This window comes from Lysobacterales bacterium, assembly GCA_014946745.1.
In the GTDB taxonomy this organism is placed as follows: domain Bacteria; phylum Pseudomonadota; class Gammaproteobacteria; order Xanthomonadales; family Xanthomonadaceae; genus Aquimonas.
In genome coordinates this window covers 136,305-161,210 of record JADCRD010000002.1, presented here as the reverse complement: position 1 = coordinate 161,210, position 24,906 = coordinate 136,305, and the positions used below count along the sequence as shown (strand labels likewise).

General features: G+C 70.5%; 17 protein-coding genes. 15 read left to right on the top strand and 2 right to left on the bottom strand.

Annotation, left to right across the window (positions count from 1 at the left end; translation table 11 throughout):
- The first annotated feature begins 158 nt into the window (after positions 1 to 158).
- The 3 genes from leuC to leuB are packed head-to-tail and all read left to right on the top strand — an operon-like array spanning position 159 to position 3,260.
- Entirely contained in the window at positions 159 to 1,574 is a 1,416-nt protein-coding gene (leuC, locus tag H4O13_12975) for a 3-isopropylmalate dehydratase large subunit (GenBank protein ID MBE5316299.1), read from the top strand.
- On the top strand, positions 1,574 to 2,182 hold the full coding sequence (leuD, locus tag H4O13_12970) for a 3-isopropylmalate dehydratase small subunit (GenBank protein MBE5316298.1): 609 nt from the start codon (positions 1,574 to 1,576) through the stop codon (positions 2,180 to 2,182). Before leuC ends, leuD begins: the two co-directional genes overlap by 1 nt.
- A complete protein-coding gene (gene leuB / locus H4O13_12965) occupies positions 2,172 to 3,260 on the top strand; it encodes a 3-isopropylmalate dehydrogenase (protein ID MBE5316297.1) in 1,089 nt (362 codons plus the stop codon). The genes leuD and leuB overlap by 11 nt, the downstream gene beginning before the upstream one ends.
- Before the next feature lie 291 nt (positions 3,261 to 3,551).
- Here the strand turns inward: leuB and H4O13_12960 are convergent, their stop codons facing one another.
- Positions 3,552 to 4,040, bottom strand: coding sequence for a YiiD C-terminal domain-containing protein (locus H4O13_12960; protein ID MBE5316296.1), 489 nt, complete (start codon positions 4,038 to 4,040; stop codon positions 3,552 to 3,554).
- Positions 4,041 to 4,090: 50 nt separating this feature from the next.
- Here H4O13_12960 and H4O13_12955 point away from each other — a divergent pair, with 50 nt between their 5' ends.
- From H4O13_12955 to H4O13_12940, 4 genes are all read left to right on the top strand, one after another.
- On the top strand, positions 4,091 to 4,894 hold the full coding sequence (locus H4O13_12955) for a uroporphyrinogen-III synthase (GenBank protein ID MBE5316295.1): 804 nt from the start codon (positions 4,091 to 4,093) through the stop codon (positions 4,892 to 4,894).
- Positions 4,895 to 5,147: 253 nt separating this feature from the next.
- The gene (locus H4O13_12950) at positions 5,148 to 7,163 is read left to right on the top strand and encodes a diguanylate cyclase (protein ID MBE5316294.1); all 2,016 of its coding nucleotides are present in this window, start codon (positions 5,148 to 5,150) and stop codon (positions 7,161 to 7,163) included.
- 119 nt (positions 7,164 to 7,282) lie between these two features.
- A complete protein-coding gene (locus H4O13_12945; GenBank protein ID MBE5316293.1) occupies positions 7,283 to 8,563 on the top strand; it encodes a DNA photolyase FAD-binding protein in 1,281 nt (426 codons plus the stop codon).
- Positions 8,564 to 8,565: 2 nt separating this feature from the next.
- The gene (locus tag H4O13_12940; GenBank protein MBE5316292.1) at positions 8,566 to 8,916 is read left to right on the top strand and encodes a DUF393 domain-containing protein; all 351 of its coding nucleotides are present in this window, start codon (positions 8,566 to 8,568) and stop codon (positions 8,914 to 8,916) included.
- A 292-nt stretch (positions 8,917 to 9,208) separates the two neighbouring features.
- On the opposite strand, the gene H4O13_12935 is transcribed toward H4O13_12940, so the two are convergent.
- Entirely contained in the window at positions 9,209 to 9,754 is a 546-nt protein-coding gene (locus H4O13_12935) for a methylated-DNA--[protein]-cysteine S-methyltransferase (protein ID MBE5316291.1), read from the bottom strand.
- Positions 9,755 to 9,990: 236 nt separating this feature from the next.
- On the opposite strand from H4O13_12935, the gene H4O13_12930 reads away from it, so the two are divergent.
- The 8 genes from H4O13_12930 (at position 9,991) to H4O13_12895 (ending at position 24,888) form a co-directional block, all read left to right on the top strand.
- Complete coding sequence (locus tag H4O13_12930) at positions 9,991 to 13,647, top strand: PAS domain S-box protein (protein ID MBE5316290.1); 3,657 nt, start codon at positions 9,991 to 9,993, stop codon at positions 13,645 to 13,647.
- Positions 13,644 to 14,657: a response regulator gene (locus tag H4O13_12925; protein MBE5316289.1), complete on the top strand. Its 1,014-nt coding sequence runs from the start codon at positions 13,644 to 13,646 to the stop codon at positions 14,655 to 14,657. The genes H4O13_12930 and H4O13_12925 overlap by 4 nt, the downstream gene beginning before the upstream one ends.
- 102 nt (positions 14,658 to 14,759) lie before the next feature.
- Positions 14,760 to 15,158, top strand: a complete 399-nt coding sequence (locus H4O13_12920) for a hypothetical protein (GenBank protein ID MBE5316288.1) — start codon at positions 14,760 to 14,762, stop codon at positions 15,156 to 15,158.
- Positions 15,159 to 15,311: 153 nt separating this feature from the next.
- A complete protein-coding gene (locus tag H4O13_12915) occupies positions 15,312 to 16,439 on the top strand; it encodes a PilT/PilU family type 4a pilus ATPase (GenBank protein ID MBE5316287.1) in 1,128 nt (375 codons plus the stop codon).
- Between the two features lie 449 nt (positions 16,440 to 16,888).
- Positions 16,889 to 18,373 carry a PepSY domain-containing protein gene (locus H4O13_12910; protein MBE5316286.1) on the top strand — a complete coding sequence of 495 codons (1,485 nt, stop codon included), beginning with the start codon at positions 16,889 to 16,891 and terminating at the stop codon, positions 18,371 to 18,373.
- Positions 18,373 to 20,442 carry a TonB-dependent receptor gene (locus H4O13_12905; protein ID MBE5316285.1) on the top strand — a complete coding sequence of 690 codons (2,070 nt, stop codon included), beginning with the start codon at positions 18,373 to 18,375 and terminating at the stop codon, positions 20,440 to 20,442. The genes H4O13_12910 and H4O13_12905 overlap by 1 nt, the downstream gene beginning before the upstream one ends.
- Before the next feature lie 154 nt (positions 20,443 to 20,596).
- Positions 20,597 to 21,700: an efflux RND transporter periplasmic adaptor subunit gene (locus H4O13_12900; protein ID MBE5316284.1), complete on the top strand. Its 1,104-nt coding sequence runs from the start codon at positions 20,597 to 20,599 to the stop codon at positions 21,698 to 21,700.
- Positions 21,697 to 24,888, top strand: a complete 3,192-nt coding sequence (locus H4O13_12895; protein MBE5316283.1) for an efflux RND transporter permease subunit — start codon at positions 21,697 to 21,699, stop codon at positions 24,886 to 24,888. The genes H4O13_12900 and H4O13_12895 overlap by 4 nt, the downstream gene beginning before the upstream one ends.
- The last annotated feature ends 18 nt before the right edge of the window (positions 24,889 to 24,906 follow it).

Sequence of the window (24,906 nt, the reverse complement as noted above, 5' to 3'; positions counted from 1 at the left end):
GGGGTTGGGGAGAGGGGGGCGAAACACGCCGCAAGCTTTCCACCCCTCTCCCCCGCCCCTCTCCCTCAAGGGGAGAGGGGAGCAAAGCGGCTCCGATTGAACGATCGAAGCGCGCTCTTACGAATCCCCAATCCCGAATCCCCAATCCCGGCCCTCCAATGCCCCGTACCCTCTTCGAAAAACTCTGGGACGCCCACGTCGTCGTTCCTGAAACCGAGTCCGCGCCTGCGGTGCTCTACATCGACCTGCATCTGCTGCACGAGGTCACCACGCCGCAGGCCTTCTCTGAGCTGGAAGCCCGCGGGCTGTCGCCGCGCTGCCCCGAACGCTGCATGGCGACCCTGGATCACAGCACGCCGACCCTGCCGGCCGATGCGAACGGTCGATTGCCCTATGCGACGGCCGCCTCCGAGAAGCAGGTCGACCAGCTGCGCGCCAACTGCGCGCGCCACGGCATCGAGCTGTTCGACATGGGCGATGCGCGGCGCGGCATCGTGCATGTGGTGGCGCCGGAGCTGGGTCTCACGCGGCCGGGCATGACCATCGTCTGCGGCGACAGCCACACCAGCACCCACGGCGCGTTTGGCGCGATGGCGTTTGGCATCGGCACCAGCGAGGTCGGCCATGTGCTGGCGACGCAATGCCTGCTTCAGCGCAAGCCGAAGACGATGGCGATCGAGGTCGAAGGCGAGCTCGCGCCCGGTGTCGGCGCCAAGGACGTGATCCTGCACGTGATCGGCGTGATCGGCGTCAACGGCGGTACCGGCTACGCGCTGGAGTACCGCGGCTCGGCGATCCGCGCGATGGACATGGAAGCGCGCATGACCCTGTGCAACATGTCGATCGAGGCGGGCGCGCGCTGCGGCATGGTCGCGCCCGATGCCACCACCTTCGAGTGGCTGCGCCGCGCGCCGCGTGCGCCCAAGGGCGCGGCCTTCGAGGCGGCGATGATCGAGTGGTCGAAGTTCGTCAGCGATGCCGACGCTGCGTTCGACCGCGTGGTCCGCATCGACGCCGCCGACATCCGCCCGACGCTGACCTGGGGCACGCATCCGGGCACCGCGATCGCGGTCGATGCGGTGGTGCCGGAGCCGGCCGACGCCAGCGCGCGCAAGGCGCTCGACTACATGGGCTTTGAGGCCGGATTCGGCCTGGTCGGCCAGCCGGTGGACGTGGTCTTCGTCGGCAGCTGCACCAATGGCCGCCTGGCCGACCTGCGCGATGTCGCGAAAATCCTGAGCGGGCGCCGCGTGCATCCGCGCGTGCGCATGCTGGTGGTGGCCGGCTCGGAGAAGGTCAAGCGTGAGGCCGAGGCCGAGGGCATCGACGCGATCGTGCGCGCGGCGGGCGCTGAATGGCGCGAGCCCGGCTGCTCGATGTGCATCGCCATGAACGGCGACATCGTGGCCCCGGGCCAGCTCGCGGTCAGCACCAGCAACCGCAACTTCGAGGGCCGACAAGGGCAGGGCGCGCGCACCGTGCTGGCCTCGCCGCTGTCGGCAGCGGCGGCAGCGGTGGCTGGCCGCATTGCCGATCCTCGCGAATTCCTCACTGCTACTGCCAAGGTCGCCTGATGAGCGCCATCACCCACATCCGCAGCCGCGCCGTCGTACTGCGCGGCGAGAACATCGACACCGACCAGATCATCCCGGCGCGGTTTCTCTCCACCACCACCCGCGCGGGCCTGGGCCAGCACGCCTTCAGCGACTGGCGCAAAGAGCCAGCCTTCGCCTTCAATCAGCCGGCGAACGCGGGACGGCAGATTCTGATCGCCGGCCGCAACTTCGGCTGTGGCAGCTCGCGCGAGCACGCGCCCTGGGCGCTGACCGATCTGGGCCTGAAGGCCGTGGTCAGCAGTCAGATCGCCGACATCTTCCGCAGCAACGCGCTGAAGAACGGGCTGGTGCCGATCGTGCTGGACGAAGCGATTGTGCAGCAGCTGATGCAGCAGGCTGACGGCGAGTTCGTCATCGACATCGCGGACTGCACGCTGACCGCGCCGCAGGGCCAGGTGCACCGCTTCCCGCTGGATGCTTTCGCCCGCACCTGTCTGCTTGAAGGTGTCGATGAGCTGGGCTATCTGATCGCCCGCGAGGCCGCGATCAGCGCCTTCGAGTCCGCGCGTACCCGCGATTTCTCCCTGCCCACGCCTGCCGTTGAGGAGCCTGCCCATGCGCGCTGAAATCGTTCTGTTGCCGGGCGATGGGATCGGCCCGGAAGTCACCGCCGCGGCCGTCGAGGTGTTGAAGCGGGTGGCTACCCGTCATGGCCACGATTTCCACTTCAGCACGCAGCTGATCGGCGGCGCCGCCATCGATGCCACCGGCGAGCCATTGCCCCCGGCCACACTCGCCGCCTGCCGCAAGGCCGATGCGATCCTGCTCGGCGCGGTCGGCGGGCCCAAGTGGTCGGACCCGAAAGCCAAGGTGCGGCCCGAGCAGGGCCTGCTGGCGATTCGCCAGGCGCTGGGCCTGTACGCCAACCTGCGGCCGGTGACGCCGCACCCGGCGGTGCTGGATCGGGCGCCGATCAAGGCGCATCTGCTGAACGGCGTCGACCTGCTGGTGGTGCGCGAGCTGACCGGCGGCATCTACTTCGGCGAGCGCACCCGCAGCGAGCACGGCGCCTCGGATCTGTGCGTGTACTCGGTGGCGGAGATCGAGCGGGTGATCCGCCGCGCCTTCGGCTTCGCCCGTGCGCGCCGCGGCTACCTGGTCAGCGTCGACAAGGCCAATGTGCTGGAAACCTCGCGGCTGTGGCGCGAAATCGCCACGCGTATCGGCGCGGAGGAGTATCCGGACGTGCGCCTGGAGCATCAGCTGGTGGACTCCATGGCCATGCACCTGATCGCGCGTCCGCGCGAGTACGACGTGATCGTCACCGAGAACATGTTCGGTGACATTCTCACTGACGAAGCCTCGATGCTGGCCGGCTCGCTGGGGCTCCTGCCGAGCGCTTCGCTGGGCGAAGGCAAGCGCGGCATCTACGAGCCGATCCACGGCAGCGCGCCCGACATCGCCGGCCGCGGCATCGCCAACCCGATCGCGACGATTCTGAGCGCGGCGATGCTGCTGCGGCATTCACTGGGCCTGGAAGACGAGGCCCGCGAGATCGAGCGCGCGGTCAGCGAATCGCTGGATGCCAAGGTGTTCAGCGCCGATATCGCTGGTGGCGAGCGGGCCTACTCGACGCGGGAGGTGGCCGATGCCGTGCTGGAGCGCCTGCCAGAGCGTCTGCCGGCGGTGGCGATGCGGGATTGAGACTTGCGCCCGGCCGGCAGCGATGGCGGCTGCCGCGTCCGCCTCATCCGCCTCATCGTCGGTGGACTGACCTCACGCCTTTGGGTCCACTGCTGGCCGCGGCAGCGCGCGCGTGTCCGTGCGTGCAGCGCTAACCGCCAAGGCAACACGGACCAAAGCCATCCTCAGCGTTCTCCGTGGTCGCCTGGCCTGCGAGGCTGTACTCGCTGCCGCTGGATCAAGCGCTGACGTGCCCGATCCGCGGGCGTGCCCTCCATGGCGCGCCACAACGCTGAATTCTTCAGCGTTGTCCTAACCCACCGCCGCCAGGGCCACGAACCGCCCCTCCAGACGTGCGGCCTCGCGGCCGTCCTTCAGCCGCACGCTGGCCACCAGCTTGAGCCGCGCCTTGCGGCGGCTGCGCATGGCGCGCAGCGCGGCGTCGAGATCCTCGCCATCGGCCAGGCGCGCTTCCGCTTCGATGTCTTCAAGCACCGGCACGAAGTACTGCAGCTGGCTGTCCTGCACGTAGACCTCGGCGATCAGCCCGGCCTGCTTGAGTCGCGCGCTGAACAATCCCCAGCAGGCCACGGTCATCAGCCCGGCAAGGCTGCCGCCGAAAGCGCTGCCCTTGTCGTTGACGTTGGCGTCCAGTGGCGCGGCGAGCACCAGGCGCTCCGGCTCGACGCAGGCGACGCGGCAGCCCATGGCGCGCAGAGGCGGCATCGACAGCAGCACGCGTTCAAGCTCCTGTCCCAGCTGGAGATCGGGTTCGGCGATCAGCGGTGCGGCTTGGCTCATGGACAGCATCGATCGGACAGGCGCCAGGGCGGCGGGGCAGACTATCTAGCATGCGCACGCGGATACCCACGAGTACGGACGTTTCGGTCACATCGCAGCCCTTGGCCGGCTGGACCCTGATCAGCTTGCGCGAGCGCAGCCAGCAGGCTGCGGCGAAGCGCGCGATCGAAGCGGCGGGCGCGCGCGCGCTCGCGCTGCCAGGTCTGCGTCTGCAGGCCTTGGATGCGGGCGCGGCGCTCGAACACGCGCTGGCCGAGCGGCCCAGCATCGCGCTGTGCATCAGCCCGGCGGCGGTGCGCTTTCTGCGCGCGCTGGCCCCGCAGATCGCCGCGCGCGTCCCCATCGGCGCCGGCGTGGGTGCGGGGACAGCGTCGGCGCTGCGGCGCGCGGGCTTTGTCGAGGTGTTGGCACCCCAGCAGGGTGGGCCACAGATCAGCGAAGGTCTGCTGGCGCACCCGCGGCTGGCGCGCGGTGCGGGCGAGCGTGTGCTGCTGGTGGGCGCGCCCGGCGGACGCGGGGTGCTGGCGCCCGAGCTGCGCGCACGCGGCTTCGCGGTCGCGGAAGTGCAGGTGTATCGGCGCGGGCCGGCGCGTCTTGATGCGCGGCACTCGCGCGCGGTGGCAGCGGCGCGTGCGCCACTGGGCCTGCTGCTGTCGAGCGCGGAGGCGCTCGACAACGTGTTGGCGCAGCTGCCGGCCGGGGCGCTCGCGGCGCTCAGGCGCGCTCGGGTCGTCGCCAGCAGCGAGCGACTGCTCGCGCACGCACAGTCGCTCGGCTTCACCGACTGCGTGCTGGCCGCCGGGCCGCAGCCGCAGGCTCTGGTCGCGGCGCTGGCGGCCTCTGCCGGCGCCTGAATCGGATCCGCGTGAGTGCCTCACGCCCGGGCTTCGAGACGCTCTGCCGGTTGGCCACGAAGCGGAGACCGAAGGGCCGCATTCACGCCATGCGCATTCCTGTCAGCACCTGACGGGCCTTCACGTTTGCGCACGGCGCGGCGGGCGCGCCCAAGCGCCGCAGCGCATACACTTGCGCCCCAGATCGGGGCCACACCCGACGCCCTTCCGCCCGCGAGCTGCGGGCCGCATTCCGAACGTGGGGATCCGGTTGTTGCGAACGCTGCCACTGCTGAGCGTGCTGCTGCTTCCTGCTGCCTTGGTGGCGCAGCCGACCGAAGAACGCTGGGCCGGCGATCCGCTGGCGCCGGCCGCGCCGGTGGAGATCGCCGCGCCCCTGCAGGCGCGTCTGGTCGAAGCCGAACGACTGGCGGCCAGCGGCGATTTCGCCATGGCGGGCACCGTGCTGAAGGAAGCCTCCGGGCTTGCCGCCGCGGGCTCCGCCGAGATCGACGCGGTCGATCGCGTCTCCGCGCAGATCGAGTTCCGTCGCGGTCGCTACCCCGAGGCGCTGGCGCTGCAGCGCGGCATCCTGGAGCGCGCCAGCCGCCGCGGAGACACCGCGAGCGTGGCCCGCGCCGAGACCGACATCGCCATCCTGCTGCGCCGCCAGGGCGATCTGTCGCCCGCGCTGTCGGGCTTCGAGCGTGCCTTGAACCTCTACCGCCAGCTCAAGGACAACGACGGCATCGCCGATGTGCTGACCCACATCGGCCTGATCCGGCTGAATCAGGGCCTGTACTCGACCTCGCTGGAGTCGCTGCGGGAGAGTCTCAAATTGCAGCAGGCCGGCGCCAAGGCCGAGATCGAGCGCACCTACCACTACCTTGGCCTGCTCTACGCCGGCCTGCGCGAGTACGAAACCGCGCGCACCTTTCTCGACCGCGGCCTGGCCGAGGCGCGGCGCTTGGCCGACCCCTCGCGCGAGGCGCCGCTGCTCGGCAGCATGGCGCGCACCGCCAACCTCGCGGGCAGCCACAGCGAGGCGCTGACCCTGGCCTTGGAGGCGGAGCGCCTGGCCGAGCGCCTGGGCAGCCCGCCGGGACAGGCCTACGCCCTGCTGGAGAACGGTCGCGCCAAGCTTGGCCTCAACAAGCTGGACGAAGCGCGCGAGGCCCTGCTGCGCGGTGCGGCGGTGGCCGAGCGCCTGGGCCAGCGCAGCACGCTGGCCCGCTATCGGGCAACGCTGGCCGAAGTGGCGGCCCGCCAGGACCGCCCCGAGGAAGCGCTGGCGCTGTGGCAGCAGGCCCTGCCCGAGTTCAAGAGCGGCGATGACCAGCCGCAGCTGCTCGACAGCTACAAGCTGATGGTGCCGCTGCTGCGCGCGCAGGGCGAGGAAACCCGCGCCCTCGATATCGCGATGGAAAGCCTGGCCCTGCAGGAGCAATTGGCCGGCCTCGACATGAACCGCCGCGTTGCGGTGATGGAAAGCGCCTACCGCGCGCAGGAGGCCGAACGTCAGATCGAGCTGCTGCAGCGCGATCTGGAGATCCAGGCGCTGAAGCTGCGGCAGGAGTCGCTGGGCCGCTGGCTGGCCACCTTCGGCGTGCTCAGCCTGCTGGTGATCGCGGGTCTTCTGGGTTTCCGCTATCGCGAAAGCCGGCGTCTGGGCCGCCAGCTGTTCGAGGCGAACGCCGAGCTGGAGCGCAATCGCGAAGCGCTCGCTCTGGCCAATGTCGAGCTGGAAAAGCGCGCCGAGGCGCTGGCGCATGCGGCCAGCATCGATCCGCTGACCGGCATCGCCAATCGGCGCGCCTTTGTCGAGCGCTTCGAGGTGCACTGGGCCGATGCGATGAGCCGGCACACGCCGCTGTCGATCGCCCTCATTGATGTCGACCACTTCAAGCGCATCAATGACACCCAGGGCCACGCGGTGGGCGACAGCGTGCTGTGCGCGCTGGCCAATACTCTGCAGGGCCTGCTGCGCGCCGGCACCTTGCTGGCGCGCTGGGGCGGCGAGGAGTTCGTGGTGCTGATCCCGGGCGCCAACGCGCAGGCCGCCGCCGGGCTCGCCGAGCGCTTGCGCGCGGCGGTCGAGAACCTGCGCCGCGAGGATCTGCCGCCGATCACCATCAGCGTTGGCGTCGCCTCGCTGTCCGGCCGCACGCGCCTGCGTCCCGAGGGCCTGTTCGACGAGGCCGATGGCGCGCTCTATGCCGCCAAGACTGCCGGCCGCAATCGCGTGGTGGTGGTGGCCGACCCGGCGCCGGAGGGCGCGGAGCCGGGCTGAGAGTCCGCGAGCTCTGCGAGAGACGCCGTGCCGCGGATTGGCGATCTGGCCGCCGGCTCCCATCGCCCTGCAGACGTCCATCCACGCCATCTGCGCGCTCGCACTGTTGTCATGCGCGCATGCCCATCGACCCGCCGTCCGCCCTCGACCTGTTCCCACCCACCCGCGCCGAAGGCCTGCGTCGGCTGCAGGCCTTCCTGCCGCGTGCCGGCGCGCGCTATGCCGCCGAGCGCAACCATGACCTGGGCCTGGAGGCGCGCGGCAATGTCTCGATGCTCTCGCCCTATCTGCGCCACCGCCTGCTCACCGAGGCCGAGGTGGTGCGCGCGGTGCTGGCGCGGCATGGCCATGCCGCAGCCGAGAAGTTCGTGCAGGAGGTGCTCTGGCGCACCTACTGGAAAGGCTGGCTTGAGCTGCGCCCCGAGGCCTGGCGCCGCTATCGCGCTGAACTCATGCGTGAGCGCGCGGCGACCGCCGCCAACGCCGGCCGGGCGCATGCGCTGGCCCAGGCCGAGCGTGGCGCCACCGGCATCGAGGGCTTCGACGACTGGGCGCGCGAACTCGTCGACACCGGCTACCTGCATAACCATGCGCGCATGTGGTTCGCCTCGATCTGGATCTTCACCCTGCGGCTGCCGTGGACGCTGGGCGCCGATTTTTTCGCGCGCCATCTGCTCGATGCGGATGCAGCCTCGAACACGCTGGGCTGGCGCTGGGTGGCCGGCCTGCAGACGCCCGGCAAGACCTATGCGGCCAGCGCCGACAACATCGCCCGCTACAGCGGTGGGCGCTTCCGACCGCAGGGGCTGGCGAGCGTGTGCGAGGCGCTGACCGAGCCGGCGCTGCCGCGCGCGCAGGCGCTGCCACAACGCGCGGCGCTCGATTCGGCCACGCCCTTCCTGCTGCTGATCCACGGCGAGGATCTCGACCCGCACAGCCTGCTGCCCGAGTGCCTGCTGACAGGGGGGGCGCGGGCGCGCCACGTGCTGATCGTGGAGCGGGTTGGCTCGGCCGCGTCCGATACCTCCAGTGCGGGCAGCGCCTGGCCCTGGGGCGAGAAGGCGCAGGCCTTCGTGCGTGGCGCCTGCATCGATCTGGAAGCGCGGCTGGTGGCCGAAGGCCAGGCGGTGACGCGGCTCTCCGGCCTCGATCCAGACACGCTGGCGACGATCGCCGCCGATGTCGGCGCAGCCTGCGTGGCGACGGCGGAGGCCCCGGTCGGACCGGTCGCCGATGCGCTGGATGCCCTCGCGTCTTCGCTGGGCGCGCGCAGCCTGCGTCTGCAGCGCCTGCGCCGCGACTGGGACAGCCGCTTCTGGCCGCGCGCCAGCCGCGGCTTCTTCGCTTTCCGCGAGCACATCGCCGACGAGCTGCGCGCGCTCGGGATGCCTGGCCTGTGAGCATGCCCGCGCTCACCGTCTGGTACGACGGCGCCTGTCCGCTGTGTCGTCGCGAAATCGCCCTGATGCGCCGACTCGACTGGCGGCGGCGCGTGGCCTTTATCGACCTGGGCGACGCACCGCGCGATGCGTGTCCGCTGGATCCGGCCGAACTGCTGGCGCGCCTGCATGCGGCCGAAGGTGAGCGCATGCATGACGGTGCCGCGGCCTTCGCTGCGCTGTGGCGACAGCTGCCCCTGCTGTGGCCGCTGGGCCAGCTGGCGCGCCTGCCCTTCGTGCTCGCCCTGCTGGAGCGCGCCTACGCACGCTTCCTGCGCTGGCGCCCGCGCCTGCAGCGCTGGGCGGGCCGCTGAGCGCGCGCAGAGCGCGCAACCGCCTCGGTCCGCTAGGGGATGCCCTCGCGGCAGCGTCAAGGTTGTTCCGCAGCGTCGAGCGGACAGTGAACCCTGCGCCCTCAGAGCGTGTGAAAAAATCCAGACGCCGTAGCGAGGGCGTCGCTGGGGGTTCGTGGCAAAGCGCGCGACGTGAATTCAAGGGAGTTCGGCGAGCTAGTGACCGCGGAATTCGCGGAGCGCGCTGCCGCCACGGACGGCCAGAGGCGGCCGCAGTAGGCGGATGGTTTTTTCACATGCTCTCAGCCTTGGCCTACCTCACCACCCGCATCGCCCGCCCCGACGCGCCGTGCATCAGCCGCGGCAGCAGGCCCTCGTGCTCCAGCAGCCAGCGCTTGCGCTCCAGCCCCGCGGCGTAGCCGGTGAGAGCGCCGCGCGCGCCGACCACGCGATGGCAGGGCAGGACCAGCAGCAGCGGGTTGGCGCCGACCGCCGCGCCCACTGCGCGCGCGCTGCCGGCGCGGTCGATGCGCGCCGCGAGCTCGGCATAGCTGCAGGTCTGGCCCGGCGGAATCGCGCGCAGTGCGCTCCACACCAGCCGCTGCAGGGCGCTGCCTGGCGTATCCACCGTCAGCGCTTCCAGCGCCTGGAAATCACCCTCGAAGTAGCGGCGCAGTGCCGCCACCGCAGGCGATTCCCCTGGCGCCGCGCGCGCCGCGGCCAGCGCCGCGCGCCGTGTCGCCGGGAGACGATCGAGCGTATCGAGCCAGTCGACCACGGCGAGGTGGCCATCAGGCGTGCTGAAGACCAGCAGTTTGCCCAGCGGCGTGGCGAGGCTTTCGCGCGTCAGGGAAGTCATGTCGCGCATTGTCGCCGGCGGGCTCCGGCGCGTCAGCCCTTGCAGCCGCGTGCGCGTGCTTCCCAGCGCTGGGTCGGAGGGCGGCGCCGGCGGGGCAGGGCCGATGTCGGCAGCGGTCTTCACGGGCTTCATGCCTTCACGACGCCCTCGCGCGGGCCCGGACGCCAGCGCTCGGGGGCATGCGGATTGCAGCGCGCCTGTCCGCCCAAGCCGCGGCCTCGTGAAGCCCTGTCCGCATGCACGCATTCTTTCTTTTCCGCGACGGCGCGCCGACGCCGCTGCTGGTGGGCACCCATGACCCGGGCCTGGTCGGCCTGGCGATTTTCGTCGCTCTGCTGTCGGCAGTGCTGGCCCTGCCCCTGGCCCGCAGCGCGATCGGTACGCAGGGGCTGGCGCAGCGCGAACTGCCCTTGGCCGCCGCCGCGGTCGCGTTCGGCGGCGGTGTCTGGGCCATGCACTTCATCGCGATGCTGGCCTTCGAGCTGTGCACGCCGGTGCGCTATGCCGTGCTGCCCACCCTGCTGTCGATCCTGCCCGCCGTGCTTGCCACTCGGGCGGCGTTCGGCCTGATCAGTCGCGAGCAGGTCAGCACCGCCCAGATCCACCTGGCCGGCAGCCTGCTGGCGGTGGGAATCGGACTCATGCATTTCACCGGCATGGCCGCCATGCGGATGACGCCGCTGCTGCGCTACGACCTGCCCTGGTTTGTCGCCACCCTGGTGCTGGCCGTGCTGTTCAGCACCCTGGGCCTGTGGCTGGAGGTGCGGCTGCGCGACGGCGCCCGTTTGCCGTCGCGGTGGGCCCTGCTGCTCAGCGCCTGCGTCATCGGTGGCGCGATCTGCATCGCCCACTTCGTCGGTATGGCCTCGGCGCGCTTCATCGGCGAGGTGGACCCCGCGTACACGCCGGGTTCGGGCGGACAGTTCGGCATGGCGATGGCGGTGGCGGCGGTGGTGATCGGCGGGGTGCTGGTGGTCGCGGGGGTGCATTCGCTGACCCGCTATCGCGCGCTCGCCCGTCGCGCCAACGAGGATGAGGCGCGGATGCGCGCCATCGTCGACACCGCCGTGGACGCCATCCTGACCGCCGACGCCGACGGCCGTATCCAGAGCTTCAACCGCGGCGCCGAGCGCCTGTTCGGCTGGTCGGAGAAGGAGGTGCTCGGGCGGCACCTGCGCCGGTTGATTCCGCCGCCCCTGTTCGATCCGCTGATGGTCGAGTTCCGGCGCTTGCTGCAGACGGGGCAGCCGCAGGTGCTCGGCGAAGGCGGCGAACTGCAGGCCCTCACCCGTGACGGCAGCCTGCGCCCGGTGCGCGTCTCGATGGGCCGTGCCGATACGCCTGGGCGTCCGCTGTTCGTCGCCTTCGTCAAGGACATGAGCGAGCGGCAGGCCCTGTCCGACAGCCTGCGCGAGCAGGAGCGCCTGACCCGCACCCTGATTGCCAACCTGCCGGGCGTGGCCTTCCGCTGCCGCAACGACGCGCAGTGGTCGATGCTGTTCGTCAGCGATGGCGTCGAGCCGCTGACCGGCTGGCCCGCCGAGGCGTTCTTGAGCGGCGAGACCAGCTTTGGTCGGATCCTCCATCCGGACGATGCGCCGCGCTGCCGCGACAGCGTCGAGGCCGCATTGGCCGAGAACCGCCCTTGGGTGGGCCTCGAGTACCGAATTCTTCGCGCCGACGGCAGCGAGCGCTGGGTCTCCGAGACTTCGCGCGGCGTGTTCGATGAGCAGGGCCAGCTGCAGTGGATCGATGGGGTCATCTTCGACATCACCGAGAACAAGCGCCGCAAGGCCGAGCTGGCCAGTCTGGTCGCGGCCATCGACCGCGCCCTTGCCCTCGTTGAGTTCGACCTGCAGGGGCGGATCCGCCACGCCAACCAGAATTTCCTGAACCTGACCGGCTATCGGCTGGAGGAACTGGAAGGCCAGACCTACCGGTCCCTGCGCGGCGCGCAGGACGGCGAGGCCACCGACCCCGAACCCTGGGCGGCACTGGCGCGGGGCGAGGTGGTGCGCAGCCATCTCGCCCTGCGCACCCGTGCCGGTCGCACGCTGTGGCTGCGGCTTGCGTTCAACCCGATCTTCGACGCCGATGGCCGGCCCTCGCATGTGGTCCTGTTCTGCGTCGACCTGACCTCGCTGCGCGAGCTCGAGTCCAGCCTGCGCGAGGCTAAGGAGCGCGCCGAACAGGGCGCCGCGGCCAAGAGCGCCTTCCTCGCCAACATGAGCCATGAGATCCGCACGCCGATGAACGCGATCCTGGGCTTCGCCGAGCTGCTGCTCGACACCCCGCTGCAGGAAGACCAACGGCGTCACCTCGGCACCGTCCGCAATTCGGCGCGCTCGCTGCTGGGCTTGCTGAACGACATCCTGGACACCGCCAAGCTCGAGCGCGGTGCCGTCGAGATCGAGGACACCGACTATGACCTGCGCGAGCTCTGCGAGCAGGTTGCCGCCTCGCTGCGGATCAACGCCGAGCGCAAGCAGCTCGGTCTGCACCTCGATTGGGATGACGGGCTGCCGCGCTTCTTCCGTGGCGATCCGACGCGGCTGCAGCAGGTGCTGGTCAACCTGCTGGGCAATGCGGTCAAGTTCACCGAAGCCGGCGAGGTCCGGCTGCAGGTCGGACGGCGCGGCGAGCGTCTGTGCCTCGCGGTCCTCGACACCGGCATCGGCATCGAAGCGCAGCGCCTGGAGCGCATCTTCGAGCCCTTCGCGCAGGCCGACGCCTCGATGACACGTCGCTTCGGCGGTACCGGGCTGGGCACCACCATCGCCCGCCAGCTGGTCGAACTGATGGGCGGCTGCATCGAAGTCGAGAGCACGCCCGGCCGCGGCAGCTGTTTCCGCGTGCTGCTGCCGCTGCGCGCGGGCGAGGCGCCCGCCGCCGTCGAGCAGGACGCGCTACCGGCGCTGCCGCCGCTGGATCTGCTGGTGGTCGATGACGTCGCCCAGAACCTCGAGCTCATGCAGCTCGTGCTGGGCCGCATGGGGCATCGCATCCGCACCGCCCGCAATGGCGAGGAAGCCCTGGCCGTGCTGGCGGGCGCGCGCTTCGATGCGGTGCTGATGGACATGCACATGCCGGTGCTCGACGGGTTGGCAGCCACGGCGGCCCTGCGCGAACGCGAGCGCGCCGCAGGCGCCGCGCGGACGCCGGTGCTGGCGCTGACCGCCAGCGTGCTGGAGGAGGATCGCCGGGCCGCGCGCGCGGCCGGGATGGATGGTTTCTGCGTGAAGCCGCTGGAGCCGCACGCCCTGGTCCGCGAGCTGGTGCGGGTGCTGGGGCTGCGCGTACACGGCCCCGAGACCGCGGTCGAGCGCTCGACCGGCAGCCATCACGAGGTGGTCGACTGGGTGCGCGGCGTAGCCCTGTGGGGCGGCGAGGCCGCCCTGATCCAGGCGGCCCGCCGCTTCTGCGACGAGGCCGAGGCGGCGCTCGCGCTCACTGCCAGCCCGGACCTCGCGCTTGCCCACCGGCTGCACGGTACGGCGGCCAACCTCGGCCTCAGCGATTTTGCGATGCTGGCCGGCGCGCTGGAGGCCGCCCTGCGCGACGCGCCCGAGCGCGTGAGCGCGCTCGATGTCGAGGGCCTGCGGGCGGCCCTTGGCCGCGTCCGCGCGGAACTGGATGCCGAAGCCGCGCCCGAAGAGGAGGCCGGGCGTGGCGTGGACGTGCCGCGCGCCCGCGCGGCGCTGCAGGCGCTGGCGCGCGGGCTGGTGCACGGCGAGCTCGATGAGCCGGCGCTGTCCGCGCTGGCGGACAGCCTGCCGATCGCGCAGCGCCGCCCGCTGCTGGACGCGCTGGAGGGCTTCGACTTCGCCCGCGCCGCGTTCGAGATCGACCGTCTCGATGGTCAACTGGCTGCCCTGGAGGACACGGACCGATGAGCACTGCGCGCGATACTTTGCCTCGCCTGCTGCTGGTCGACGATGAGCCGCTCAACCTGCAGGTGCTCCGGCAGGTGCTGAACGCCGACTACCGGCTGCTGTTCGCCACCGACGGTGGCACTGCGATCGACCTGGCGCTCAAAGAGCAGCCCGACCTGATCCTGCTCGACGTGATGATGCCGGGTCTGAGCGGCCTCACCGTCTGCGCCCGCCTCAAGGCCGAGCCGGCCACCGCGCACATCCCGGTGATCTTCGTCACCGCCCTGGCCGAAGAGCAGGACGAAACTGGCGGTTTCGCGGTCGGCGCGGTCGACTACATCACCAAGCCGATCAGCCCGCCGGTGGTGCGCGCGCGGGTGCGCACCCACCTCTCGCTGGTGCGTGCGGAAACCCTGCGCCAGACCCGGCTGCAGATCGTCCAGCGGCTCGGCCGCGCGGCCGAATACAAGGACAACGAGACCGGCCTGCACGTCATCCGCATGAGCCATTACGCGCGCCTGATCGGCGAGGCGATCGGCTATGGCGACAGCGAGGCCGAGGAGCTGCTCAACGCAGCTCCGATGCACGACGTCGGCAAGATCGGCATCCCCGATGCGATCCTGCGCAAACCCGGCAAGCTCGACCCGGCCGAGTGGTCGGAGATGCAGCGGCATCCGCTGATCGGCGCCGAGATCATCGGCAGCCACGCGGGTGGCTTGCTGAAGCGCGCCCACGACATCGCGCTGGGCCACCACGAGAAGTGGGACGGCAGCGGCTACCCCTTCGGAAAACGGGCTGAGGAGATTCCTCTGGACGCGCGCATCGTCGCGGTCGCCGACGTGTTCGATGCGCTGACCTCGGTGCGGCCGTACAAGCCTGCCTGGACGGTGGAGCAGGCGCTCGGCCTGCTGCGCGATCAAGCGGGCGCGCACTTCGAGCCGCGCCTGGTCGAGGCCTTTCTCGACCTGCAGCCGCGGGCCCGCGAGATCATGCGGCGCTGGGCCGAGCCCGGTTCGCAGGGCGCTGGCTGAAGCACCGCGGCATGCGTCTTGCCTTCATTGCTGGGACGAGAGCGGCGGGCTGAGCCCGGCTTCACCGCGCTCGATGACTTCCTCCCAGCTGACGAACCCTGCATGAAGCGCATCCTTTTTCTGTGTCCCGACAACAGTGTGCTGAGCCCGATGGCGCAGTCCCTCGCACGGCTCTATGCGGCGGAGGGAACGCAGACCTACAGTGCCGGCCTCAGCGCAGCAGAGGCCTTCGAGCCGCGGCTCGCTTCGATGCTCGGCGAGTTGGGTCTCTCCCCCCGCCTGCCGGCGCCGCAGTCGCTGGCGGAACAGGCCGACCTCAGCTTCGACTGCTGCGTGTGGTTGGGCCCCACCGCCGCGTCGCAGCCGGGCCTCAATCTGGACGTGCAGTGGGTGCTGCCCGACCCGGCCGGCCTCACGGACGACGCGTACCGCCACTTCCGCGATCGTCTTGCCGAGCGCGTGCGCAACCTGATGAACATGTTCGAGACCGACCTCGAATGAGCGCGCCGCTGCGCCCGGGTCCGCGTTCGGATCGCAGTGCGATGACGGGTGCGAGCGGCGGCCCAGATTCTCTCTTCCCCTGCGAGGGGTTTCCCGCAGATTCCCGCTGACGACCGCGCGCCTTCGCGGCGATTGACGAGTCCCATGGCCACCATTGAAATCACGCCCTTCCTGCGCGTGATGGCCGAACACCACGCGTCGGACCTGTTCTTCTCGGTAGGCGCGCCACCCAGCATCAAGATCCAGGGCGTCACCCGCCACGTCGGCGACAAGGTGCTCAGCCCGGAGGCGCTGCTCGATCTCGCGTATGCGGCGATGAACGACAAGCAGCAGCGCGAGTTCGAGGCCCAGCTTGAGGTGAACCTCGCCATCGCCCTGCCGGGCACGGGGCGCTTCCGTCTGTCGATCTACCGCCAGCGCGGCAGCATCGCGGTGGCGGTGCGCTACATCACCAGCCAGATCCCCTCGCTGGAAGCGCTCCACCTGCCGCCGGCGCTGAACGAACTGATCCTGTTGCCCCGAGGCTTGATCCTGGTGGTGGGGGCGACCGGCTCGGGCAAGTCCTCGACGCTGGCGGCCATGACCGACCACCGCAACCGCACCCGCACCCGCACCCGCACCGGCCACATCCTCACCGTCGAGGACCCGATCGAGTTCCTGCACGAGCATAAGCAATCGGTGGTCGACCAGCGAGAGATCGGTATCGACACCCTGAGCTATGCGGTGGCGCTGAAGAACGCGATGCGGCAGGCGCCCGAGGTGATCATGATCGGCGAGATCCGCGATCGCGAGACCATGGCCGCTGCCATCGCCTATGCCGAGAGCGGCCACCTCTGCCTGTCGACCCTGCACGCCAACAACGGCAACCAGACGCTCGACCGCATCATCAACTTCTTCCCCGAGACCGCGCGTCACCCGCTGCTGATCGACCTTTCGCTGAACCTGAAGGCAGTCATCAGTCAGCGCCTGGTCCGCGCGGTCGACGGCACCCGTGTGCCGGCGGTCGAGATCCTCATGTCCAGCCCCTTCATCGCGGATCTCATCGAGAAGGGCGAGATCGCCAGCATCAAGGAGGCGATGAAGGCCTCGAAAGAGAACGGCATGCAGACCTTCGACGGCGCCTTGTACGACCTCTATGCCGCCGGCCGCATCAGCTACGAGCAGGCGATCGAGAACGCCGACTCGCGCACCGATCTGGCCCTGCGGATCCGCCTCGAAGGAGGCCCGGTCAGCCATGAGCTGGACGGCATGAGCATTGCCGGCCTCGATTCGAGGCGCTGAGGGGCGTCCCGCACGAAGGCAGGGCTGATCGGCCTGCGCTATCCGCCGGCAGGCTCCCGGAGCGGCTGTGCTCAAAGCAAGCCTCGTGGCAGTAGGCTTGCCGCGCGCAATCGAAGGCTCGATTGCGAAGCGGTCGAGCGGGTCGCGAGGGACGCGGGACTCGCCGTGAAGATCGAGTCTCTTGGGCTGAATCCGGGGAGTCTCAGAGCGTCCAGGCGGTCTGTCAGTCCGGGGTGCCGCTGTGAACCAGAAAGGAGCGCCTGGCTGTCATCGCAAGGCGCGCTGCGGACGAAGCCAAGGCAACGTCAGCATCAAGCATGGCGGTGCGACATTCGGTCGCATTCCTGCGGCGACTGCCGCTTCCTAAACTCCGCGCCCCGATCGCAGGCTCATCGTGGCGTCGTTTTCCGGCCCTGTGCGCTGCGGTTGCCCCAGACAGGCATGCGCCCATGGCTTCGCCCCCCAGCCTCAACGCCGCTACGAACGCTCGCCCCGCGGCAGTCCCCAAGGTTCGTCGCCTGCATCGGCTCTGCCTGTGGCTGGCGGCGCTGAGCCTGTTCGTCTGGGTGGGTTCGGGCCTGCTGCATCCCTTGATGGGTGTGCTCGGCCCGCGGCCGCAGGCCTTCATGCCGCCGCCGCTGGCGATCGACGGTGCCGCGCTGGCGCAGGGTCTGCCGGCGCTGCTCCCTCAGCTTGAGGGCGCCGGTTTGGCGCGCGTGGTGCCCTCGGCCGCCGGCCCTCTGTGGCAGATCACCGCACCGCACAGCCTGCAGCGCCGCTACCTGCAGCTGGACGGTAGCCCAGCGTCACTCACCGATGCCGGACAGGCGCAGTGGCTGGGCGAGCACTACACCGGCCGAAGTGCGCTTGCCGCACCGCCGCGTCTCATCACCGAGTTCGATGCGGACTATCCCGCAGTCAACCGTCTGCTGCCGGTGTGGCGGCTGGAGTATTCAGGGCCTGAACAACAAGTGGCCTACGTGCACACCGAGACCGGCGTGCTGACGGGCTATGTCGATCCGCGCAAGCGCGCGATGCAGACCGCGTTCCGGCAGCTGCACACCCTGGCCTTTCTGGATGCCCTGCCGCTGGCCCAGCGCGTGCTCAGCGGGTTGGCGATGCTGAGCGTGCTGATCATGGCCGTGACCGGCCTGCTGCTGGCACGGCAACGCGGTGGTGCCCAGCCGGTGCGGCGCTGGCATCGCCGGCTCGGCTGGATCGTCCTGCTGCCGGTGCTGCTGATGGCGGGCAGCGGCCTGCTGCACGCCTGGTTCGCACCGGCCCTGCGCGCCTCCGAGCTGCGCCTGCCGCCGCCGCTGCAGACGGCGGCCGCGCGTGAGGCCGCAGCGGTCACTCTGCCGGCCGCGCTGCAGGCCGCAGCGCTGCGACCCGGAGCGAACGGCGCGCTGTGGCTGGTTTGGCAGGCCTCGGCAGTGGCGCCCACGGTGGCAGCTGCCGCGCACCATGGCCCGGCTGCGCCCGCTACGAGTGCGCTCGAAGGTCTCGCGCTGGATGGCAGCGCGCGTGGTCTCAGCTTGACGGAGCTGGGTGCGTCTGCCGCCGCGCTGCACATGGCCAAGGCAGACGCAGGACGCCCGCTGTTCGGCTTCGATCCCGACTACGACTTCCGCAACCGGCGGCTGCCGGCCTGGCAGATTCGTGAGCCGACCAGCGGCGATCTGCTGAGCTTCGATCCGCTGACCGCCGTGCAGATCGATCGTGCCGCTGGCGCGACCCGCTTCGAGGCGTGGACCTTCGCCTGGCTCCACAAATGGAACCCGTTGTCCGCGCCGCTGGGCCGCTTCGGCCGTGACGCCCTGCAGGCCCTGTGGCTGCTGCTCGCGCTCGGCGTGGCAGGCCTGGGTTTGTGGATTCGTCTGCGTCGCCCGCGTCGTTCTGGCTCTGCTTCTTCTCCTTCACCCCGAGGTGTCTGATGTCCGCTGCTGTCTCTGTTTCCGCCCTGCGTCCGCTGCCCCTGCTGATCGGCGCGCTGCTTGCCAGCACGGCGCAGGCGGCAGCGCCCGCGCGCGAGGACGCGCGCACGCTGGATCGCCTTGAAGTGCGCGAGCGTGCGCCGGGCGCGTATGCGCCGCTGCCGCTTGAGGCGGCGCGGCTGCGCATCGAGGAGCGCGCGGGCGGCGTCGGCATCGTCGACGGGGAGGCCTACCGCAGCGGCCGTGTGAGCACGCTCACCGATGCCTTGGGCCTCGCACCGGGCGTATTCGTGCAGTCGCGCTTCGGCGCCGAGGAAGCGCGCGTGTCGATCCGCGGCTCGGGCCTGCAGCGCACCTTCCACGGCCGCGGCCTGCGCGTGCTGCAGGATGGCGTGCCGATCAACCTCGCCGACGGCGGCTTCGACATGCAGTCGCTGGAGCCGCTGGCCGCGCGCTACATCGAGGTCTATCGCGGCGCCAACGCGCTGGAGTACGGCGCGGCCACGCTGGGCGGTGCCATCAACTTCGTCTCGCCGACTGGTCACGACCTTGGCGCGACCCAGGCCCGGCTTGAGCTGGGCAGTTTCGGCTACCAGCGCAGCCAGGCCTCCTTGGGCGCAGCCGGCGCGCGGCTCGACGGCGTGATGAGTCTCTCAGGCTTCGTCCAGGATGGCTTTCGCGACAATGCCGAGCAGGAGACCTATCGCGCGTTTGGCAACCTCGGCTGGCGTGCCTCCGATGCGCTCGAGAGCCGGCTCTACCTGGCCCATGTGCACACGCGCTCAGCGCTGCCGGGCTCCCTGACCTTCGCCCAGTTCGCCGCCGATCCTGCGCAGGCCAACCCGGGCAGCATCGCGCTGGACCAGCGTCGCGATTTCGAGCTGTCGCGCCTGTCCGGCGTGCTGGCCTGGCAGCCTAGCGACAGCCAGCGTCTGCAGTTCTCGGCCTTCTACAGCGACAAGCAGCTCGACCACCCGATTTTCCAGGCGCTGCTGCAGGACAGCCGCGACCGCGGCGTCGACCTGCGTTGGCGCATGGAGGGCAGGCTCGCAGGCCAGCCCAATGTGCTGGTGGCGGGCCTTGGCTACTCGCGCGGCGATACCCGCGATGACCGCTTCCAGAATCTGGGCGGGCGACGCGGCAACCGCACCGGGCAGAGCGACCAGCTCGCCGAGAATCGCGAGCTGTTCATCGAGAACCAGTGGCAGTTCGCCGAGCGCTTCACGCTGGCCACGGGCGTGCAGGCGCTGCGCGCGAGCCGCGATTTCAGCGACCTGTTCCGCGCGGGCGGCGTCAACCGCAGCTTCCTGACGCGCTATTCCGGCAGCAGCCCCAAGCTCGGCCTGCGCTTCGCCGCCACCGAGCGCACCACGCTGTTCGGCAACCTGAGCGACAGCCGTGAGCCGCCGAGCTTCGGTGAGCTGGCGGGCGGCCCCGGCATCACCCAGGTGGATCAGCAGCGCGGCCGCACGCTGGAGCTGGGACTGCGCCACCGCAGCGAAACTCTGCAGATCGATGCGGCGGCCTATCGCGCGCGTCTGCGCGACGAGCTGCTGGCGCTGAATGATGCGGCCGGCAATCCGCTGGGTACGATCAACGCCGAGCGCACCCTGCATCAGGGCCTCGAGTTCGGGCTGGCCTGGCAGTTCGTCGAAGCTCTTCGCTTCGATGCGAGCTATCTGTACAACGACTTCCGCTTCCAGAACGACGCGGTGTACGGCGACAACGATCTCGCCGGCGTTCCGCCCCAGCTGCTGCGCGCGCAGCTGCGCTGGGCGCCCAGCGCCCGCTTTAGCCTGACGCCGGGCATCGAGTGGTCGCCGCAGCGCAGCTTCATCGACCACGCCAATACGCTCGCCGCCCCCGGCTACACCGTGTTCCATTTGCGCGCCGGGCTTGAGCTGGGCGCTTCCTGGCAGCTGTTTGCCGACCTCCGAAACGTCACGGATCGCAGCTTCGTGGCCAGCACGGGTGTGGTCGCCGATGCGCGTGGACGCGACGGCGCCTATCTGCTGCCGGGCGATGGTCGCGGCTTGTTCATCGGCCTGCAATGGCGGCCGCGCGACTGAGTGAGCGCTGCGCCATCGGGTGCGTGTGAGCGTCCCAGGGTGTACCAGACACAAACTCAAGAGTTGAGCAGCGGGGCGACGGAAACGTCGCCCCGCTGCGTATGCGGCTGGCGCTTTCGCGCTTCGACCACACGCCCCAGCCGACCCTTTACGTATGTCTACGCTCACTCCTCTTCCGCTGCGCCTGCGGCGCGCTTGGCCTGTCTGTCTGTTCTGCGCGCTGGCGTTGAGCGCCTGCGGCCAGGCCCCGACCCCTACGGCTGCGGCACAGACGCCGGCATCCGACGAAGCTGCAGAACCCGGCCGTCCGGTACGCGCCTACACCCTGGCCCCGCGCACCCTGGGCCGCAGCGTGCTGGTGGCCGGCACGGTCGAACCGCTGCGCAGCATCCAGCTGGCCGCGCGCACCGACGGCGTGGTCGCCGAGGTCGCTGTGGAGGCCGGCGACCGCGTACGCGCCGGCCAGCTGCTGGCGCGCATCGACGTCAGCGAGCAGCAGGCCGAGCTCAACCGGGCCGAGGCCGCGCTGCGCGAGGCGCGCGCCAACTTCGAGCGGCTGGACGCCCTGCGCGGCCGCAGCTTCGTCGATGCCGCCAGCGTGCTGAGCGCGCGCTCGGCGCTCGAAGTCGCCGAAAGCGACGTGGAGCTCTGGCGCACCCGCGTCGAGTTCGGTCGCATCGAGGCCAGTATCGACAGCTACGTGATTGATCGTCTGATCGAGCCGGGCGCGGCGGTGGGGCGGCTGGCGCCGGCCTTCGAGCTGGCCGATCTGGATCAGCTGGTGCTGCGGGTCGGCGTGTCCGAGCTGGATGCCGCGCGCATCGCGCCGGGCGGCGAGGTCGAGGTGACGGTCGACGCGCTCGCCGGCGAGACCGTTGAAGCCCGCGTGCGCCGCGTGTTTCCCGCGGCCGATCCGACCAGCCGGCTGGTCACGGTCGAACTTGAACTGCCGCAGGCGCATGCGCGCGGCGTGCGCCCCGGCTTTCTGGCGCGCGCGCGCTTCGCCATCGAGGCGCGCAGCGACGTGCTGGCCGTGCCTGCGGCGGCAGTAGGCCTCGGCGAGCAGAGCTTCGTGATGGTGATCGACGGCGAAGGCCTCTTGGCCCGTCGCGAAGTGGAGACCGGCGTGGTGCGCGGCGAGTGGCGCGAGATCACGGCAGGCCTCGAAGCGGGCGAGCGCATCGTCGCCACCAGCCCGCTCGACCTCGCCGCCGGCGACCGCGTGCGCGTGGTCGAAACCGTGGGAGACGAGGCATGAGCGGCGAGGGCTCGATCCGCGCCAAGGCCGCGCGCCGCTACCGTGGCCTCACTCACGCCGCCATTCGACGCCCGATCGGCACCGCCGCGATCACCAGCGTGGTGCTGGTGCTGGGCCTGTTCTTCATCGGCCGTTTGCCGGTCGATCTCTTGCCCGAGGTGGTCTACCCGCTGATCCGAGTCGATGTGTCCTACCCCGGCGTGGCGCCCGAGGTGATGGAGGAGCAGATCACCCGCCCGCTGGAGCGCCAGCTCGCGTCCACCGAGGGCCTGACCCTGATGGCCAGCGAGGCCGAAGAGGGCAGCACCGACGTCAGTCTGCTGTTCCGCTACGGCACCGATCTCGATCTCGCCCTGCAGGACGCCGCGCGTCTGGTCGAGCGCGCGCGCGGGCAACTGCCGGACGACATCGAGCCGCCGCGCCTGTCGAAGTTCGACCCTGGCGCGCAGGCGGTGTTCGAGGCGGGCTTCTCGTCGGACCGGCGCAGCGCGCGCGAAGTGCGCGACTGGCTCGACAACCGGCTCGCGCCGCAGCTGCAGTCGATTCCCGGCGTGTCCGGCGTGCTCAGCGTCGGCGGCCAGGAGCGCGAGCTCGAAGTGGTGGTCGACCAGCAGCGCCTGCGCGCCTACGGCCTGAGCCTGGCCGATGTCTCGGCCCAGCTCGCCGCCGAGAACCAGAACGTCTCGGCCGGCAACATCACCAGCAGCAGCCTGGACGTGCGTGCGCGCACCGAAGGCCGCTTCAGGTCGGCCGAGGACATCGCCGCCGTACTGCTGCAGATCCCCAACAGCGACCGCCGCATTCGCCTCGATGAAGTCGCCGAAGTGCGCGACGGCTTCCGCGAGCAGCGCGTGTTCGTGCGCCTGAACGGCGAGGCCGCCACCCAGCTGTCGGTGTTCAAGCAGCCCGATGCCAACACCGTGCAGGTGGTGGACGAAGTGCAGGCGCGGATGGACTCGCTGCGCGCCTCGGGCTTCATCCCCGACGACATCGTCTTCAGCACCACCCGCGACGGCGCCTACTTCGTGCGTGGGTCGGTGGAGTCGGTCGCGTCAGCGGCGATCATGGGCGGCGTGCTGGCGATGCTGGTGGTGCTGTTCTTCCTCGGCAGCGTGCGCGGCAGCGTGGTGATCGGGCTGTCGATCCCGCTGGCGATCATGGCGACCTTCGCGCTGATGGGCGGCGCCGGCTTGAGCCTCAACGTGATGAGCCTCGGCGGGCTGGCGCTGGGCGTGGGCCTGCTGCTGGACAACGCCATCGTCATGCTGGAGAACATCGAGCGCCACCGCAGCCAGCTCAGGGAAGACCCGCAGCAGGCCGCGCACGCAGGCGCGGACGAGGTGATCTCGGCAGTGACCGCCGGCACCCTCACCAACCTCGCCGCAGTGCTGCCCTTCCTGCTGATTACCGGCCTTGCGACGCTGGTGTTCCGCGAGCTGCTGGTGACGATCTCGTTCGCAGTCATCGCCTCGCTCGCCGTGGCGCTGACCCTGGTGCCGATGCTGGCCGCGCAGATGGCCAAGCTGCGCTTTTCCTCTGGCTTCGACCGCAGCCTGCCGTACCTGGCCTTCAGCCGCTTCATGCACGCGGTCACCGAGGGGTATCGAAACCTGCTGCGCGCGCTGCTGCCGCGCCGCGTCTGGGTGCTCGTGCTCACCTTCGCCAGCGTGCTCGCGGCGCTGCCGCTGGGCTCGCGGCTGGGCAGCGAGTTCCTGCCCCAGCTCGACGACGGCAGCCTGAACGTGCGTCTGGCCCTGCCGGCCGGCACCACGCCCGAGCAGACCGACCGCGCGACCCGCGAAGTGGAAGCCGCGATCCGCGCGCTGCCGCATGTGAGCAGCGTGTTCACCGTGTCCGGCGGCAACGTCTGGGGCGGCACGGTGTCCGAGCGCGCCGGCCGCGGCTGGCTCTCGATCCAGCTGGAAGATGCCCGCCTGCGTCCGGACTGGCCAATCGGCCGCTGGGCGCGCGAGGCGCAGCGCAAGGTCAGCGCGCTCGACATCGCCGGCGCCGACATCGCGGTGCGCAGCAACGGTATCCGCGGGCTCAACTTCGGCCTGTCGGGCAACGACATGGAGCTGAAGGTGCTGGGCGAGGATCTGCCGACCCTGCAGACGCTGGCCCGCGAGATCATCCGCGCGATCGAGGACGTGCCGGGCCTCGATGCCGTCGAGATGGACGACGAGGACCGCACGCCGGCCCTGCAGATCGAGGTCGATCGCGAGCGCGCCGCCGCGCTCGGGCTGGACGTGCGCGCGGTGGCCCAGGCCCTGCGCCAGGCCGTGACCGGCACCGTGCCGACCCGCTACAGCACCGGCGTCAACGAATACGACGTGCGCGTGCGCCTGCCGCGCGAAGAGGTCGAGAACCTCGACCGCCTGGGCGAAGTGATCGTCGCCAACGGCGCCAACGGGCCCATCCAGGCGCGGCAGGTGGCGAACTTCACGCTCGGCGAGGGCCCGGCCGAGATCGGCCGCGAGAACCAGCTGCGCATTCAGCGCATCGTCGGCGCCTTCAATACGGCGGAGAACGACGTCGGCAGCATCCTGTCCGAGGTCCAGCGCCGGCTGGCGACGATCGAGATGCCCGAGCAGTACGGCGTGGCGCTCGGCGGCCAGTTCGAGACCGTGCAGGAGACCGAGCGCGAGATGAACACGGTGATCGTGCTGGCCGTGTTCCTGGTGCTGGTGGTGATGATCGTGCAGTACGAGCAGCTGACCAATCCGCTGGTGATCATGACGGCAGCGCCGCTCGCGCTGGGTGGCGCGCTGCTGGCGCTGTGGGTGAGCGACACGCCGCTGTCGGCGCCGGTGTTCCTGGGCGCGGTGCTGCTGATCGGCATCGTGGTGAACAACGCCATCCTGCTGGTCGAATACATCGAACAGGGTCGCGCGCGCGGTCTGGCAGACGAGGAGGCGGTGATCGAAGCCGGTGCGGTGCGCCTGCGGCCGATCCTGATGACCACGCTGACCACCGTGGTCGGCATGCTGCCGCTGGCGATGGGCCTCGACGCCGGTGGCCTGCTGATGCAGCCGCTGGCGGTCGCCGTGGTCGGCGGCCTGATGAGCTCGATGCTGCTGACCCTGGTGCTGATCCCCTGTCTGTACCTGGTGGCCCAGCCGGCGTCACTAAAGGTCATCGACTTCCTCACCCGTAGGCGTGCACGGCTGGCGGCTTCGGGGGCGTAAGCGAAAAGGAGGGCCGTC